General features: G+C 40.7%; 17 protein-coding genes and 3 pseudogenes. 12 read left to right on the top strand and 8 right to left on the bottom strand.

Going from position 1 to position 16,818, the window contains the following annotated elements:
- Positions 1-78 precede the first annotated feature (78 nt).
- The gene (locus tag ACH784_RS11985; RefSeq protein WP_404390491.1) at positions 79-885 is read right to left on the bottom strand and encodes an AraC family transcriptional regulator; all 807 of its coding nucleotides are present in this window, start codon (positions 883-885) and stop codon (positions 79-81) included.
- Positions 886-1,022: 137 nt separating this feature from the next.
- Here ACH784_RS11985 and ACH784_RS11980 point away from each other — a divergent pair, with 137 nt between their 5' ends.
- The 3 genes from ACH784_RS11980 to ACH784_RS11970 all read left to right on the top strand — a co-directional run bounded on the left by ACH784_RS11980 (position 1,023) and on the right by ACH784_RS11970 (position 4,423).
- Positions 1,023-2,138: an MFS transporter gene (locus tag ACH784_RS11980; protein WP_404395257.1), complete on the top strand. Its 1,116-nt coding sequence runs from the start codon at positions 1,023-1,025 to the stop codon at positions 2,136-2,138.
- 156 nt (positions 2,139-2,294) lie between these two features.
- Entirely contained in the window at positions 2,295-3,233 is a 939-nt protein-coding gene (locus tag ACH784_RS11975) for an ABC transporter ATP-binding protein (RefSeq protein WP_404390489.1), read from the top strand.
- Positions 3,230-4,423 (top strand): ABC transporter permease, encoded by a 1,194-nt coding sequence (locus ACH784_RS11970; protein WP_404390487.1) that lies wholly within the window; start codon positions 3,230-3,232, stop codon positions 4,421-4,423. The genes ACH784_RS11975 and ACH784_RS11970 overlap by 4 nt, the downstream gene beginning before the upstream one ends.
- A 91-nt stretch (positions 4,424-4,514) precedes the next feature.
- Here the strand turns inward: ACH784_RS11970 and ACH784_RS11965 are convergent, their stop codons facing one another.
- The 3 genes and pseudogenes from ACH784_RS11965 to ACH784_RS11955 form a co-directional block, all read right to left on the bottom strand.
- Complete coding sequence (locus ACH784_RS11965) at positions 4,515-4,739, bottom strand: hypothetical protein (RefSeq protein WP_404395255.1); 225 nt, start codon at positions 4,737-4,739, stop codon at positions 4,515-4,517.
- A gap of 63 nt (positions 4,740-4,802) precedes the next feature.
- Positions 4,803-5,726: pseudogene (rimK, locus tag ACH784_RS11960) on the bottom strand (30S ribosomal protein S6--L-glutamate ligase); the annotation flags it as partial.
- Between the two features lie 62 nt (positions 5,727-5,788).
- Positions 5,789-6,235 (bottom strand): ATP-dependent zinc protease, encoded by a 447-nt coding sequence (locus ACH784_RS11955; protein WP_404390485.1) that lies wholly within the window; start codon positions 6,233-6,235, stop codon positions 5,789-5,791.
- Between the two features lie 270 nt (positions 6,236-6,505).
- On the opposite strand from ACH784_RS11955, the gene ACH784_RS11950 reads away from it, so the two are divergent.
- From ACH784_RS11950 to ACH784_RS11915, 8 genes are all read left to right on the top strand, one after another.
- A complete protein-coding gene (locus tag ACH784_RS11950) occupies positions 6,506-7,549 on the top strand; it encodes a sensor histidine kinase (RefSeq protein ID WP_404390483.1) in 1,044 nt (347 codons plus the stop codon).
- On the top strand, positions 7,543-8,262 hold the full coding sequence (locus ACH784_RS11945; RefSeq protein ID WP_404390481.1) for a LytR/AlgR family response regulator transcription factor: 720 nt from the start codon (positions 7,543-7,545) through the stop codon (positions 8,260-8,262). Before ACH784_RS11950 ends, ACH784_RS11945 begins: the two co-directional genes overlap by 7 nt.
- Positions 8,263-8,296: 34 nt before the next feature.
- Entirely contained in the window at positions 8,297-9,145 is an 849-nt protein-coding gene (locus ACH784_RS11940) for an acyl-CoA thioester hydrolase/BAAT C-terminal domain-containing protein (protein ID WP_404390479.1), read from the top strand.
- Between the two features lie 120 nt (positions 9,146-9,265).
- Positions 9,266-9,496, top strand: coding sequence for a hypothetical protein (locus tag ACH784_RS11935; protein WP_404390477.1), 231 nt, complete (start codon positions 9,266-9,268; stop codon positions 9,494-9,496).
- A 145-nt stretch (positions 9,497-9,641) separates the two neighbouring features.
- Positions 9,642-11,387, top strand: a complete 1,746-nt coding sequence (locus ACH784_RS11930; RefSeq protein ID WP_404390475.1) for a methyl-accepting chemotaxis protein — start codon at positions 9,642-9,644, stop codon at positions 11,385-11,387.
- A 102-nt stretch (positions 11,388-11,489) separates the two neighbouring features.
- On the top strand, positions 11,490-12,137 hold the full coding sequence (locus ACH784_RS11925) for an NAD(P)H-binding protein (RefSeq protein WP_404390473.1): 648 nt from the start codon (positions 11,490-11,492) through the stop codon (positions 12,135-12,137).
- Positions 12,138-12,216: 79 nt separating this feature from the next.
- Complete coding sequence (locus tag ACH784_RS11920) at positions 12,217-12,597, top strand: VOC family protein (protein WP_404390471.1); 381 nt, start codon at positions 12,217-12,219, stop codon at positions 12,595-12,597.
- 34 nt (positions 12,598-12,631) lie between these two features.
- Positions 12,632-13,099: a GNAT family N-acetyltransferase gene (locus ACH784_RS11915; RefSeq protein WP_404390469.1), complete on the top strand. Its 468-nt coding sequence runs from the start codon at positions 12,632-12,634 to the stop codon at positions 13,097-13,099.
- A gap of 157 nt (positions 13,100-13,256) precedes the next feature.
- Here the strand turns inward: ACH784_RS11915 and ACH784_RS11910 are convergent.
- Together ACH784_RS11910 and ACH784_RS11905 are read right to left on the bottom strand one after the other, a co-directional pair.
- A pseudogene (locus ACH784_RS11910) lies at positions 13,257-13,682 on the bottom strand (methyl-accepting chemotaxis protein); the annotation flags it as partial.
- 153 nt (positions 13,683-13,835) lie between these two features.
- Positions 13,836-14,561: pseudogene (locus ACH784_RS11905) on the bottom strand (PAS domain-containing protein); the annotation flags it as partial.
- Between the two features lie 321 nt (positions 14,562-14,882).
- On the opposite strand from ACH784_RS11905, the gene ACH784_RS11900 reads away from it, so the two are divergent.
- Positions 14,883-15,542, top strand: coding sequence for a helix-turn-helix domain-containing protein (locus ACH784_RS11900; protein WP_404390467.1), 660 nt, complete (start codon positions 14,883-14,885; stop codon positions 15,540-15,542).
- A gap of 26 nt (positions 15,543-15,568) precedes the next feature.
- Here ACH784_RS11900 and ACH784_RS11895 read toward each other — a convergent pair whose 3' ends face one another.
- Together ACH784_RS11895 and ACH784_RS11890 are read right to left on the bottom strand one after the other, a co-directional pair.
- Positions 15,569-16,381 carry a sterol desaturase family protein gene (locus tag ACH784_RS11895; RefSeq protein WP_404390465.1) on the bottom strand — a complete coding sequence of 271 codons (813 nt, stop codon included), beginning with the start codon at positions 16,379-16,381 and terminating at the stop codon, positions 15,569-15,571.
- Positions 16,368-16,796 carry an SRPBCC family protein gene (locus tag ACH784_RS11890; RefSeq protein ID WP_404390463.1) on the bottom strand — a complete coding sequence of 143 codons (429 nt, stop codon included), beginning with the start codon at positions 16,794-16,796 and terminating at the stop codon, positions 16,368-16,370. Before ACH784_RS11890 ends, ACH784_RS11895 begins: the two co-directional genes overlap by 14 nt.
- Positions 16,797-16,818 lie beyond the last annotated feature (22 nt).

The following is a 16,818-nucleotide window of genomic DNA, read 5'->3' as shown; positions in this document are numbered from 1 at the left end:
GCAGACTTTTAAAAATATTTACCAATTCAATATCAGTATCAATATGTTAGTAAATTTCTTAACCACAGCTTAGGTTCTTTAACGTTTCAAATATTGCCCCGGCGTGCAGTTAAATACCTTTTTAAAAGCGGTATTAAACGCCGAGCTGGACTCAAACCCCAGCTGTTCGGCTATTGTTTGTTGTGTGTAACCCGCTTCTATCATTTCAACGGCGCGAAGGCCGCGCAGCTTTTGCTTCCATTGGCTAAAGTTCATAGCAAAGCTTTTATGAAATAACCTATTAAGTGTGCGTGTTGAAGCGCCAACCTGTTCGCCCCATTGCTCTAGGGTTTTATTACAACCAGGGTTTGCGTATAGCTCCGAAATAATCGGCAATAAGCGGTCGTCTTGTGCGGTGGGCATAAAAAAGCTACTGGTTTGCGCACATTCTAGTTGGTCAATAAATACTTGGGTAAATCGCAGTTTTTTATCGTCAGGCTGGTAGTTGGGTGGCCAGTTACATATCTCTAAGATCATCGCTTTAAGTAGCTCATTCACATGCAGCAGCTTGGCTTCATTACCCAGCACTTTGACATATTTTTCATCAATATAAACGCTTCTAAAATGTCCGCCATAACGACAAAAAGTCTCATGGGGTAGGTTGGGCGGCAGCCACAGAGCTTGATCTGGCGGGATGACAAATTTACCCGCTGGCGTGTGAACACCTAACACCCCGTCGCTGGTATAGGCGAGCTGACCCCAAGTATGTGAATGGGTTTGCACATGCTGCCAAGGCGGCATTTCAGTGGCTCTTGGGTAGATAGGCTTGCCAAGGGCCTTTAGGTTAAACCGTGTTTTAACACTTACCCAACTCGAATTTGTCTGATTTGATAAATTATCTGTCATAACTTTGTGTTTTGGTCACACTGCGCACAGCATACAATGTGCTTGCGTTTTAATCAAAGTGCTTATGTGAGGGAAAAGTGGAACAGAATAAAAAGTGGCGGTCGCCGTTTGGGTTTTTAACCCTTGCAACCATTGTGATGGCAGTCACATTTTCGGCGTGGAATGCGTTATTAAATAATTTTGCGGTAGAAGCAGCACAATTCAATGGTGCCAATATGGGCATGTTGCAGTCTCTTCGAGAAATACCGGGTTTATTGGCTTTTACTGCAGTGTTTATTTTATTGGTATTAAAAGAGCAAACTTTTGCGCTAATAAGTTTATGTTTATTGTCGGTTGGGGTGGCGTTAACTGGGTTATTCCCGAGTGTGTATGGGCTATATGCCACAACCGTATTAATGTCGATTGGCTTTCACTACTTCGAAACCTTAAATCAATCTTTGAGTTTACAGTGGTTTAGCAAAGATGAAGCGCCACAAAAGCTTGGCCAGCTTATGTCGATAAAGTCTATGGCGTCATTGGCAACCTTTGCCCTAATTTGGCTCGGTGTGACCTTCTTTAGCACCGCCTATCAGGGACTTTATTTATTCTTTGGTGGTTTAGGCCTTTTATTAACTTTATTTATGATGGGTGCTTTTCCGCATTTTCCTGAGAAAAACGTACAGCATAAAAAGTTAATTGTGAGAAAAGAGTACAGTTTGTATTACATTTTGCTGTTCTTCTCAGGCGCACGTCGCCAGATCTTTATGGTCTTTGCAGGCTTCTTGATGGTGGAAAAATTTGGTTTCGACGTAGCGCAAATAACCATGCTGTATATGTTTAATCACGTCATCAATATTTTTGCAGCGCCTGCGATTGGTAAAATGATTGGTCGAATAGGCGAGCAAAAAGCATTAACCATTGAATACGCGGGTTTAGTGTTGGTGTTTGTCGGTTATGCGCTGGTGGAGTCGGCAGAGTTTGCTGCAGTACTGTATGTTGTTGACCATTTGTTTTTTGCCATGGCAATTGCTCTGAAAACCTATTTTCAAAAAATAGCCCGACCTGAAGATATTGCAGCTACGGCCGGTGTAAGCTTTACCATAAATCACATCGCGGCGGTGATCATTCCTGCAAGCTTTGGGGTTGTATGGTTATACGATAGTTCATTGGTGTTTTATTTCGGGGCGAGTTTAGCGGCTTGTTCATTAGTTATGAGTCAATTTATAGGCGGGCATTTAGCTCGTCATAAAGCACAAGTTGAGCAAACAGCATAATATGCGCTTTTCAAGCGCACTGATTGATACATGCAAAAGTGCGCTTTCTTTCTTGGGATCATTTTACATTTGTTCATAATCTGTAACGTTTCTGCCTGTCTATCGTGATTGCTATGTGGTTATAATCGAGCCAAATGTTTATTCATAGGGAACGTTATGCATATCAAAGTGGACAACATCAGCAAGCATTATAAAGAAGTAACAGCAGTTAATCGCTTAAGCTTTGAAGTACATCAAGGTGAGGTCTTTGCGCTGCTTGGGCCAAATGGTGCTGGTAAATCTTCTCTAGTACGTATGCTGGTTGGTTTTACACAAGCCGAAGAAGGTCAAATCACAATTACAGTCAATGGTGAGCAATACACGTCAATTCCTGCCTCAGAATTAGGCTATTTGCCTGAAGATAGAGGCCTCTATTTAGAAAAGTCTTTAGCACAAAACCTGATGTATTTTGCAACGCTTCGTGGTGTTGACAAAAAAGTGGCGAAAGAGCGCATAGATTATTGGCTAGAACGATTTGATTTACTCGAGCGAAAAGACGATCAACTAAAGAGCCTATCAAAAGGTAATCAACAAAAAGTACAGTTGATCAGTGCTGTGCTCCACCAACCACAACTGGTGTTACTCGATGAGCCATTCTCAGGACTCGATCCAGTTAACCAAGAAAAAGTCGTAGCATTCTTAAAAGAGTTAAAAGCGCAGAATATGACGGTTATTCTAAGTGCGCACCAAATGTCTATGGTCGAAAAACTGGCTGACAGAATGTTGCTAATGAATCACGGACAAAGCGTGTTATATGGCACATTGGCTGACATTCAATCGCAAGTCGGCGTGGGCAGCGCGTTAAAAGTGACCTTTACCCATGCGGTGAATGTGCTAGAGGCGAGCACAAAGCTAGCGCAGTTTGAAGTTGAGCAACTGAATGACACGACCTTGGCAATTCGTGCCGAGCGTGCCGATCAACTAAACCAGCTATTAGCGCACTTACCAGAATTAGGCGATATCGCGTTTATCGATAGTCAAAGAATGGACTTACATCAGCTTTACTTACATGCCATAGAAGCCGATCAAGCAGTACAAAAAGGAGAAGCCGCATGAGCCGTTTAAATCAAACCATCACTGTGGCGAAATGGGAGTTCATGCAATTCTTTAAGTGGAAACAGGAGCTCATAGCCAAATCTATCATGCTGCTTTTAGCGCTAGGCATGTATTTATGGCATAACCAAGTGTTGTATCAACCAGAGCCTCAAAAAATCGTTTCAAACATTGAATTAACGGGTCTGCAACTAAGCGATGATTTTGTATTGCGCAGCGAAGCAAAGTCGAAAGATGCCTTAGTGGAAGCCGTAAAGTCAGGTGAAATTGATGGTGCGCTGATCTTTAACTCTGCAACACTGCCGCAGCAGGTAACCTTATATTCGCAAGGTATTATGTCTTGGCAAACAGACTTACAGGCACAGTTAAATGACTATGCTCGCTCGAATGCAGCTGCGTCACTAAATTTAGGTGCTGAGCAGTTAGCCTTATTAGAACAGCCACTTCAGTTTGAAACAAATTACTTAGATGAAGCAATAAAAGATGCGATGCAGCAGTCATCATTTACCGCCAATGGCTTGCTAATTTTAATGGCTATCGGTGTGTTTATGACTTTTGGTCAAGTGTTTGTTGCCATCACTGGAGAAAAGCAGCAACGTGTCACTGAACAGCTTTATTCGTGTATGGATGCTAAAACTTGGATTGAAGGTAAAATCATAGGGCAAATGTTGCATGCTATTAAAGCCATGACAACAACCATTTTTACAGCTTTACTAGGTTTTGCGTTTGTACAAGTGATCCTTAAAGGTCAATCTTTAGATCTGAGTATCTTTGATTTTAGTGTGTTGCCTTGGTTTATTTTGTTTGTGCTAGTGGGTATTTACATGTGTACGGCGTTTATTGCTGCCATTGCTGCGGCCATCGACGATCCAAACCACAGTGGTAAAACGGCGTTTATGATGATCCCACTCATTCCTATCATCGTAGGCTTTATGATGATGGACAGCCCAAGTAGTTTGGCTGTGACCGTATTGAGTTACTTTCCACTGACTGCGTTTGTCTTTATGCCGATGAAAATGGCATTGATAGAAGTGCCATTTTGGCAGGTAGTAATTGCTTTTGTGAGCTCAGTCATTGGTTGCGTATTGATCCGCAATATGGCCGCACGCATGTTTAAAATGGGGATGACCATGTATGGAAAAGAGCCTGATTTTAAAACCATGATGAAGTGGGCAATGTCGGTTAGATCTTAGGTTATTTTCTGAGTCTAATCACTGCATATTGAGCATTATATTAAAAAAGCCACTTTGAAATAAAAGTGGCTTTTTCTTAAGAGAGTGTGCTTTAAACCTCTGGTGCGTCTGGCGAATCAGGCAACTGCTCAGGTAGGTCATGAATAGTTGGACGACGTCTACGCCTTGTTTTAGCTGGGATCATTTCACGCATTGCATCCATTCGGCCAAAGCAAAGTAGTTTATCATCAGCTTCGAGCACGCGGTCTTTACGAGGGTTTGGAATAACTTTAGCACCTCGGTATAAGGTTAAAACGTTAATGTCTTTGTCGTGCAAATTTGTTTCTAAAATAGTCTTGCCAACAAAATTTGAGCCATCAGGAATATAAATTTCACCTACGCCATAACCTTTACTTACGGTCAGACGCTGACGTACATCAATCTCAGGAAAATCGACTTGCGCTGCGATATATTCGATGATGGCGCCGGCTACATCAAGCCCAGTACAAGTTTCGATGCCTTCAAGGCCTGGTGATGAGTTAACTTCCATGACTTGTGGACCCGTGGCACTTTCGAGCATATCCACACCAGCCACTTGCAAGCCCATTATTTGCGCGGCTTTCACTGCGGTTTCTTTATATTCATCACTGAGCTCAACCGCCTCAGCACGACCGCCACGGTGCACGTTACTTCTGAACTCTTGGCCTTGAGCAACTCGGCGCATGGCTGCGACAACACGGTCACCGACGACGATGGCACGAATGTCTTTACCTTTACTCTCTGCAACAAACTTTTGAATAAGGACGTTTTGCTTCTGGCTCTGTAACAGTTCAATGATTGATTCAGCGGTATTTACCGACTCTGCCAATAACACACCGATACCTTGTGTACCTTCAATGAGTTTGATGATAACTGGTGCGCCACCCACACGTTCAATAGCTGGAAGTACGTCTTTTTTATCTCTAACGAAAGCTGTACGAGGAATGCCTATGTGATGACGGCTCATCAATTGTAGGCTGCGTAATTTATCGCGAGAGTTGGTGATACCATGTGCGGAGTTGGCGCAAAATACATCCATTTCTTGGAATTGACGTACAACCGCAGTGCCGTAATAAGTAATAGATGCACCAATACGTGGCAGCACCGCATCGTATTGGCTCAACAGTTTTTGTCTAAAGTGAAGTGCTGGCTCACCCTGTTGCAAATCTATGGCAAACTTTAAGGTGTTCAAAACCTTAACATTATGGCCGCGTTGCAAAGCCGCTTCTTTTAGTCGCTGAGTACTGTAAGAATTTGGCCCACAAGATAAAATGGCTAATTTCATAAATTCCTTCCTAAATTTTTTGTGTAAATACTTACTGCGCAACCTGTATTTACAGAATGAGGTTATTTGCTGTCTTTAGACACTAAAAACTCTTGGCTAGGGTCAACCAAAATATGTTTTTGCATGGCTTCACGGCCCAATAGCATCAGGTTTTGCATAGTTGATCTGTCGGTTAATGTGAGTTTGATGGGCCAAGTTCTCCCTCCAAGAGAGAGCTTGGTTTTAATCACAATACGGTGTTCGGTGTTGGCAGTTGAGCTTTTGACAACTTTTCTGCCCTTTAAAGACAAGGTTTTAGTGACAACTCGGTCGACATTATGAATATCTGGATGAATGTCAAAACGCACCATGGCTTTGCCATCTTCTTCAAATTCTTCAATATTATCAACGTGCAAAGATGAAGTGGCAGCGCCAGTATCTACTCTAATTTGAATATCGAAAAGCTCTAACTCGGGCAAGTCGCAGCACTCAAGTGCGCCAACGAGTAATTTTTCGCTCGATTCCTTCATTTTTCACCCTTTTAAAATTAATGCTGTAGCAAATCTGCTTTTAGTTTTGGGTCTTGTTAGTTATAGCAGCTCTCAACCCAGATTAAAAATGACTTTGGTAAAGTACCGCTACAAAGATAAATAGCCATTCGCACTTAAAAAAAGACCATTAATAAAAATAAAGGCTGTAAGCGAATGCGCTATCGGTACAATGGCTTTATAGCATTTCGTGACATAAACGTATTTAGAACCACTATGAAAAATATAAGGTTGCAACGTTCGGAGTATTGCATGGCTTTGGTCATCATTACTCTAGTTAGTTTAACTATTAGTACTACAGACTGGGTCCAGCGGGGGATGATACCTTCCTTTAACATTTTATTCTCAGTGGTAAGTGCCGTACTGCTTATTTATTGGTTGCCAATGGTGGGCAGCTACTCTGTGGTTATGAAGCTTAAGCTTCAACGCTGGTGGCAGCAATGGCTAGTTTTTTATGTCAGCATGTTAGTCGGCACGTTTATTTGGGGAGAAGTAAGAGCCTTATTTTTACCCTTGCAGGGCATAGGCTGGTTGCAAGCTGGTTTGATAAGCCTACCATGGAGTGTAATGATCTTAATTTCGGTTAAATTTTATCTGTCACAAAAAAATCTAAAAGTTGAGCAACAATTAAGGAAACAAGCCGAAATTAACTTATTGCATTCACAGTTAAATCCTCATTTTTTGTTTAATAGTTTAAATACGATTGCTTCATTTGCGCGAACTCAGCCTGAACGCTGCGAAGACTTGGTGCATGATCTGGCTGCTGTCCTTCGCTATTCGTTGTCGCACTCTAGTATGAACAAAACGACATCAAACGAACAAACCTGTCATCGAGTAAAGCTGAGTGACGAGCTTGTGATTTTAAATAAATGGTGCGATATCGAGCGTAGCCGATTTGGAAATAAATTGGACATTAGTTTTGACGTCGATGAAAACTTACTCAATGAGTTAGTACCCGCAATGTTATTACAGCCCTTGCTCGAAAATGCCATCAAACATGGAAAAAAGCAGCCTCTGCATATTTGGGTCACAGTACAATGTGAAGGACATTATATCTTTATTAGAGTCCGAGATAATGGCGTTGGTTTTCCTGAGGCCTTTTTAAATCGTAGAAATTTTCACTCATCAGATATGAGTAAGAGTGTGCCAGAAACTGGTGACTCAACACACCTAGGTCTTGAAATAACACGTGCTAGATTAAAGCTGGAATCAGATACCACTCTTTTTCTAAGTAATAGTCCAGCTGGGGGCGCATGTGTTGAGTTTTATTTACCAACAGGAAGTAGATCATGCTAAATATTGCCATTATTGAAGACGAGCAACCTGCACTTGAAAAGCTGCTGTCTCAGTTAGGGAGAGTTGTGCAACACAAGGTGTTGTTTACGTGTGATACAGTGACAGGCTGCTTGGCATCGAGTCAGTTGTCAAAGGTTGATGTGATTTTTGTTGATATTAACCTGCCTGACGCCAGCGGCATGAGCTTGGTAGCAACGCTTAAAAGCAGTGGATTTAAAGGTGAGTGTATTTTTAGCACCGCCTATAGTGAATTTGCGGTGGAGGCTTTCACAATCGGTGCTGCCGATTATTTATTAAAGCCCTATACCGACGACCGTTTGTCGTTGGCTTTGTCTCGAGTTAATGAAAAGCGCAATAACAAAGCCTCAGAATTACAAGAAGCAGAAGAACAGACGCTAGTTAGCAAAGTTGGCGATAAAGTGACTTTAGTGAAAGTGTCCGATATATGTGCAATCAAATTAGAACATGGTCAAGCTATTGCGTATGGTACAAACGCTTCAAACCCGCTTGACCAGTCCCTTGACGAGTTAATGACTTTATTACCGCCGCATTTTTTGCGAATCCACCGTAACTGCATAGCAAATATTAAAGCAGTTAAACACATGGACCGTTGGATAACAGGCGGTTACTTAATCAAATTTAATCAATCAGAAGTGCAAGCAATCAGCAGCCGAAATGGCGGGCGATTGCTAAAAGACAAGCTAATGCTATAGCTAATCTAACTATCTAAAATCAATAGGAAAACTCATGAAAAAAATAATGCCATGTCTCTTGGTAGGGCTGCTTGCGGCCTGCTCAAACCAAAACACGCAAGACGTTAAAACTCAGATTATCGACGATGGTCAAAAACATCCCTTAGTGATTTTGCTTGGAGGCAGCGATGGAGGCAATGCACTTGCAAAACCGCAGTGGCAGCCAATTTTTGACAGATTAAATGAAGCTGGCATGTCAGTGGCATCACTTGGGTATTTTGGTACAGACAGTACATCGAGTAGTGCAGCTGAGTTGTCATTAGAAGAAATAGAAAAGCGTATCTCTTCATTGGCTAAGAGTGACAAAATCAACAACAAGTGCGTGGCGGTTTTCGGTTTCTCTAAAGGCGCAGAGTTGGCTCTATTATTGGGCAGTCATTTCGATGCAATTAATCATGTGGTGGCCGTGATGCCAAGTCATGTGAGTTGGAATGCAGTTAAGACGGTGTCAGCTAAATCAAGCTGGAGTTTGAATAATAAACCACTGAACTTCATCAATGCGCCTCTGCTTTCTTGGCAGATGCAAAAAGGCAATGTTACTGGAGAATTTACCCCAGCTTTCAAAGAAGCTTTAGCAAGTGCGACTGAGCTTGAAATAGACCAAGCAAGAATTCCCGTTGATAAAAATTCAGGGCCCATATTATTAGTATCTGCTAAGCAAGATGAGATTTGGCCGTCTTACGAAATGGCAAATGAAGTGATGAAGTACTTAGAAAAGCAAGAATATAACTATACCTATGAGCATATCGCAATTGATGGCAGTCACTATGGCTTTGATAAAAAGACACTGGAGCAAATTAAGCAGTTTTTGAGTAAACATTTGGTCGCACAATGTCAAGCTTAGGGTGCTTCGAAGCAAATTTTGTCAGTGTATATTTAGTGTGACTATATTGTTTATTTATTGAATCAAGTTTATGTTGTGGGTACTGCTATTTGGCAGGGAACTATTCATAAGGAAAATAAAATGAAACTTAAATTAAACAAAAAAAACCTAAAGCAATTAAACAAAGATAAAGCGCTGGCTCATGGTGCGACACCTCAGGTAGCGGGTGGTAATTTCACTAATATAGCTGAATTATGTACACCAACTAATAATTGTCCGGGTTTAAACACCGATGCCTTTATGGGGTGTCCTACTGGTCCGGGTTATTGCTTTAGTACGCCTAATGAAGCTTGTATTGACACTCGTATTTAATGACGAATTAATCATCACTTAAAGCCAGTTTGATCTGGCTTTTTTGTACAGTCTTTTTACTGTTGCGTATTTTTCAATATTCTTGCTAGATGAATTACCTATTGCGCACTAATCTTTATTAGTGAACTTTTAAAAGGTACTTCTTATGCAGCTCAACTCCATTCGTACCCTGATGACAGCTATTTTTGGCGGCATCATTATATTCGTTGTTATCGTGACCCTGTTGGTTATTAACATGTACAACGCGCTATTAGATGTTGAACAAATGGCTGATAATCGATACCAAGCTTATCAATTGGCTGATGAATTAAGGCAAAGCTCTGACGACCTAACTCGCTTGGGCCGAACTTATGCTGTAACAGGGAATGATAAATACGAAAAAATGTATATGGATGTGTTGGCCATTCGAAATGGTGAAAAGCCAAGGCCTGAAGGCTACCATAAAATTTATTGGGACCTGGTGCTTAACTATGGTGATAAACCCAAACCAGATGGTGCGAAAAAAGTACTACTCAATGAAATGAAAGCGGCAGGATTCACGCAAAAAGAGTTAAATTTGTTAACCGAAGCACAAAACAACTCAAATGGTTTAGTTGCGTTAGAAGTTGAAGCAATGAACGCCGTTAAGGGCCGATTCAAAGACAGTGCAGGCAATTACACAGTCATTGGTGCACCAGACTTAAATAAAGCCATTCAGCTCACCCACAGTGAAGACTACCATAGTTACAAAGCTAATATTATGAAGCCTGTTGAGTCTTTTTTCACAGAGCTCGAAAGACGAACCCAAAATAATGTCGAAAATGCCAATCAAAAAGTTGAATCATTTTTATATATTGTGATTGTTATTTTAGTAGTGACGATTTGCTTTAGCTTGTTTGGCGTTTATCTAGTTAGACGCAGAATTTTGAAACCGTTAGAGCTTTTAGGCAGAACATTTGAAGAAATCGGCAGCTCAAATGATCTGAGAAAAACGGTTGATGAGAAAGGTGTTAATGAAATCAAAACGGTGGCCAGCATCGTAAATAGAATGCTCAGAAGCTTCAAAGAAACAGTAACGAGTATAGGTTCAGCTGGAAGCGAAATGACGCAATCGTCCCATGAAGTAGCGCATTTTATTCGCAGCAACAAAGAGATCAGTGAAGCACAGAATCAGCGCCTTGATACTATAGCGACTGCGGCAGAAGAAATGACGGCCACGTTAAACGAAGTCACCTCGAGCACAGTCAGTACCGCAGATTACGCCAACCAAGTTGAACAAGAAGCTGAGCGCGGCATGCAGGTTATGTCACAAACAAGCCAACAATTTACTGCTTTGTCCCAGCGCTTTGAAGAAACAGCGCAAATTATTACCGAGCTCACATCTCAAAGTGATCAGGTTTCTAATGTGGTGAGTGTAATTCAGGCCATCGCAGAGCAGACAAATTTGTTAGCACTTAATGCAGCCATTGAAGCGGCAAGGGCCGGTGAGCAAGGTCGCGGCTTCGCAGTTGTGGCGGATGAAGTGAGAACATTAGCGCAAAGAACACAGCAGTCGACAGAAGAAATTAGAGACATAATTAATCAGTTACAAGTGAAAGCCGAGGGTGCGAATAACGCGATTCAACAAAGCCAGTCACAAGTCAAAACTACCGAAGAGCAAGTTATGATTTCTTCCGAAGTACTTGATAGCATTTTCGAGGCGGTGAGCAAAATTAAAGGTTTGACACAAAGCGTCGCTACGGCCTCTCAAGAACAGCTTTCAGTTACTGAAGATATTAATCTTAATATAAATGGCTTAAGTGATATTTCTAAAGAAGCGGTTAAACGTATGAGTGAGTTTATGGTGATTGTTGAGCAGTTAGAGCGTACAAGTTCGAAACTAAACGATAATGCAAAAGAGTTCACAGTGTAAACTTCAGTGGCTATCTTGTAGGTAATATTTGCTGTTGCATAAGATCAGGGCTTTGATTATGGTGCCATAAATACGGTATCCCATTTTTTAAATAAGACTCTAATGAAAAAGGCCATAGTTATAGGCGCAACAGGTTTGATAGGTCAAAGCTTGTTAGAAGAACTCGCAGTTGATAATACGTTTGGTGAAGTTGTAGCGATAACTCGAAGGCCGGTAAGTTTTCAAAATCCTAAAATTATTAATCAAGTTGTAGAGTTTGATAATCTTGCAAAGTTTAGCCTCGTGCTTAAAGGTGATGCGCTATTTTCTTGCTTAGGTACCACTAAAAAACAAGCGGGTTCCATCTCCGCTCAACGTTTAGTCGATGTAGACTACCAACTAAAAGCCGCTGAAATTGCAGCCGAAAATGGTGTCACAGACTATTTTTTAGTGTCATCAAGTGGCGCAAATTCTGCCAGCTCGAATGCTTATTTGCAGATGAAAGGCGAGTTAGAAGATAAAGTTGCTCAACTTAGATTCAAGCGTATTTGTATTTTTCAACCTTCATTGCTACTTGGTGAGCGTGTGGGATTTAGGCTAGCTGAAAAGTTAGCGGGTTGGATCTTACCAACATTGTGCACTTTACCATTTCTAACTCGTTATAAGCCGATTTATGGTAGTCAAATAGCAAAGAAAATGCGCCAAGAGTCTGTGAAGCGCTTTACTGGAACACACGTTTTTACTCTTGATGAATGCTTTCCAAGTGAATAAATAATACCAATCCGCTATAACACTTAATCCCTCAAAATAGACTACATAGTTAAGCGGATTAGTATAATTAGGAGTTTTGATGCAAACAAAAATCTCAGAAATAGGTCAAATAGCCATTACCGTCAGTGATGTTAAGCAAGCCATGGTGTTTTATCGTGATGTGTTAAAGCTCGATTTTTTATTTTCACCATCAGATGAATTAGCATTTTTCCAATGTGGTTCAACGCGTATTATGCTAAGCACGCCACAAGGGGCTGGAGAAATAGGTAAAAACTCGCTCATTTACTTTAAGGTCGAGAACATAGAAGCTTTTTATGAAGCTGTTATCCAGCAAGGCGCGACTCCGGAGCGTGAGCCACAATTTGCAGCGCCCATGCCTGATCATGAATTGTGGATTGGTTTTGTAAGAGATCCGGATGGTAATCTCGTTGGGATAATGGAAGAGAAGCGTTCAAACTAATATGACTCCATATATATCGACACCCCGACTAATTGTGTATGAGCTCACGAAAGCTCCCAGTTTTGCTGCGGATAGCTTAGTTGAGCAAATTCCCAATATTTTGAGTGAAAGGGTGGTAGCCAATTTACCGCCACACTTTCATGAAATAGCGAATACAAAGCAGGCAAATGCTTGGCTTGAGCTGATGCTTTCAGAGAGTCGTCTATTTGTAGTGAAAAGCAGAGAAGGCATTTTTATTGGGTTTATTTTTATCAGTGAAAACGATGCGAAAGAAAAACATATCGGCTACTTGTTAGCTGAAGCTTATTGGGGGAAGGGATTAGCTTACGAATTACTTAAAGCTTTTTTAAACCACGTAAAACAAGCTGAACCTTGGCTGGTATTAGTTGGTGGTGTTGATAAGCACAATATTGCTTCTGCTAAGTTACTTTTGAAATTAGGTTTTCAGTTGCGAGATAGCCTTGATAATAGTGTTGATTTCTATGAGCTTTACCTTAATTAAACCTATATGTAATACACAAATAGTAAGCGCTAAAAGGTATATTCCGAAGCAAATTACACGGCGCTTAACGTATCAACTACATGAGCACAGCGTCAATGTAAACGGACTTGTAACATCTGGGCAGAGCTAAAAAGGTCGCTCTTAATTTGTTATTATATTAAGTCTTAAGTTTATCTACCATTTCGACAAATCTAGAAACCCCAACCGCTACGTCTTGTAGGCCTTGGGCAACATTGTTGATACTATCTTCACTTTGCAGTGCAGTACCTGTTATGGCTCCTAATTTTCCGTCAATGTCATGAATGAGCTTAGTGTTATTTTGTACAACATTGGCTATTTCACCTGTTGCCTCTGCAGTGCGGGCTGCTAATTTTCTTACTTCATCTGCCACAACTGCAAACCCTCTGCCCGCATCACCAGCTCTTGCTGCTTCAATCGCCGCGTTAAGGGCGAGTAAATTAGTTTGGTCTGCGATGGCTCTAATAGTCACGACAATATCATTGATATTTTTTGATTGATCCATCAAGTCATTACCAAGAGCCGATGCTTGTTTAACTTGATCCGCGATTTCATGAGATGTTTCAACAGCTTCATGTAACACTTCTACGGCATTAGAGGCTATTTGCGAAGTCTGCTCTGAGGTCGATGAAGCAACGTCGATTGCTTGCATTGCAGAACTAACCCGCTGGGTTATGTCTGACGCAAATTTTACTATCTTAAACACTTTACCATCTGCATCGAATATAGGGTTGTATGTGGCTTCTAACCAGACTAAATTGCCACGCGAATCAAATCGTTGGAAGCGACCAGATTTAAAATCACCCGCGGCAAGTTCATCCCAAAATCTTGGGAAATTATGATAAAAATCGTCATTACAAAACATCTTATGATGCTGGCCTGCGATTTCTTGCAACCCGTACCCCATCACTTGAAGAAAATTACTGTTTGCTGTGAGAATAGTGCCATCAGGTAAAAACTCAATAACAGCCATAGATTTATCTATCGCCTTATAAACAGCATCTCGTGTGGCAAGTCGCTCTTGTACTTTGGTTACATCAGCCGCAATTTTGACTATTTTTTCTATTTTTCCCGTTGAATCTAATACAGGGAAGTAACTGGATTGAAGATGAATAATATGCCCATCTTTTTTGACACGACCATAAATACCACTGAAAGAGCGACCACTAGAAAGTTGTTGCCAAAAAGTTTTGTATTCTTGTGAAGACACTAAATCCGGAAGGCAAAACATTCGATGATGTTGACCAATAATTTCACCATATTCATAACCCATACATTGTAGAAAAATTTCATTGGCATCCAATACAATGCCATCAGGAGAAAAGCAAATGTAAGCAGTATTGTTTTTTATGGCATCTAATTCATTTTTACAGTCGATCGCTTGTGATTGTGCTTGCAAATCGATGTCCTTGACTTCTTTTTGTCGACGGCCCAAAAAAATCATTCTACAACTCCTAATTTTGTTTATGTTTTATGGACATAAATTAAAAACTTTCATCTATTAAAGTAAATTTAGACTTACATTGATTATTTCGCCAAAAATGATGAGTAAAATAAGAAAAAGTAAATAACAGCAGCTTTAATGATTGACAGTAAAAAGAGTCCTTCAGGTTGGCATTTGTCTAAACGCAGGAAAGAAGTCTCAAGTGGCAGCATGATTATTGAAAATTAGGTCTGACTGTGGTGGTTTTAAGGCTAAACATTAGAAATAAAAATAACAAATAAAAACATAGGGTTGTGTTTTTAAGGCCGAGGCTCTCAATAGTTGGCGGGAAACTGTCGTGAAGATTTTTATTTTTATAATGTAGTGTGTTTAGATGATTTTCTTGCAACTCCAAAAGTGATTAAACAAGTGAAAGTATCTATAGATAAAATCCGGCAGTTAAGAACAAGCAAAGGTTGGCCACAAGATCAGTTAGCTCGAATCTCTGGTTTGAGTGTGCGCACAGTGCAAAGAGTTGAATCAGAAGGGGTTGCTTCTTTCAATACCGCCATGAGCTTAGCGGCAACTTTTGAGGTAAATGTTTCTGAATTACAACAAGCACCAGAGCTTGAAGTGTCAGATAAACACAGAAGGCATTTTGGTCTTTATATTGGATTAGTCATCATGAGCTTATCGCTTGTAAATCAACCCTTGCATTTACCAAATGATCCTTACTCTGCTTACATGAGCTTTATGAGTTATTTTATTGTCGGTTTTAGTTTTTTTATCATGATCCCGAGTTTAATTTTAGCCTTTAAACACAAACAATTTATCGCACTTTTACTGGCCGTAATAGGCACACCGTTGAGTACATTCCTTGTGATAGGTGTGTTGTACTTTGTCCTCGGTCTAAGCATGCCGAAGTGGGAGTTATTTGTACTAGGCGTAGGCGGGGTTTACTTACTAATTATGTCAGTGAAAGAATTCATAAAAAGCAAATAAGCAACTTAAACCAGAGGCTTTTCTGCTTATTCATGCGAAGGATAACCAAACATCACTTTAAGCTTTTTGGTTATGCCTTTGGCCATTACCACTTGCCTATAGAGTATTTTAACTTGCATAAAGTTAGCACTCCACAGCGTGATATTAGGCTCTGGGCCCACAATGCCATAGCGGATTGTGAGGCTATTATCTTCTTCTACAAACGTACCGAATAACTTGTCCCAAATGATTAAGACACCAGCATAGTTCTTATCAATATAAGGGGCATTCGTGGCGTGATGAATTCTATGGTGTGTCGGTGTGTTGAATACCTTTTCGAGCCAACCTAAGTTGCCTATGGTTTGTGTATGCACAAAAAACTGAAAGGCGAGGTTGAGGGCGACAATGGCAAACACGATCGCAGGCGCAAAGCCCAGTAAAATCATGGGCAGCCAAAACAGCCACATGCCTACTAGGGGATATAAAAGGCTCTGCCTAAAAGCCGTTGTGAAGTTCATATGTTTTGAGCTGTGATGGACCACATGGGCAAGCCAAAACCAGTGGATATTATGAGATGCACGATGAAACCAATAGTACAAAAAATCTTGTAGTAAAAAGCCGACTAACAAACTGCCAATTGAAAAGGGGATATCAAACAAGGCAAATTGATGTAACCAATAAAAGAATGGCATTAATAATATGAGTGCGATGGCATCACTGCCTTGATGCAACAACGCGAGCACAGCGTTGTTTAAGCTGTCTTTTATGTTGTAATACTGCCTTGCTTTATAGAACTCAATCGCGACACATAATAAGAAAACAGGGCTGAGAGCAAGTAAAATTAGTTCAACGGGGAGCATACATATCTCCAAGTCTATTTAGACATTGTTGTATGTCTTTTTGAAGGATGGCTTTTAGAACAAATTTGGGAATATACCATGGGCTTTGGCATTGAATTCGATACGAAACTTGGGTGTGTTCATCGGTTTTATGAAATCGAATTTCACCACGGTGCTGGCGAACAGGAAAGTCATTGAGCACTCGGTAACATATCCCAGTGTGGTCAGCTTGGGTAATTTGTTCCTCAAAACTAACTCCCAATATTGATACTTGCCGAATACACCCCTTGCCACCAGTCATTTCATCTTTATTGGCAGGTTTGAGTACTTTGAATTGTGCATTAAAGAAACGATCAAGATTGCTGTGGTCAAGCAGGGCATTCAGCAAAGTATCTGCGCTACAAGCAATCTGTTTTTGATATTCAACGACTAGCATAATCGAATCACGTTTGGTTTTT

The organism is Pseudoalteromonas phenolica, assembly GCF_044788725.1.
Classification (GTDB): Bacteria; Pseudomonadota; Gammaproteobacteria; order Enterobacterales; family Alteromonadaceae; genus Pseudoalteromonas; species Pseudoalteromonas phenolica_C.
This window is presented reverse-complemented; position numbering and strand designations above follow the sequence as displayed.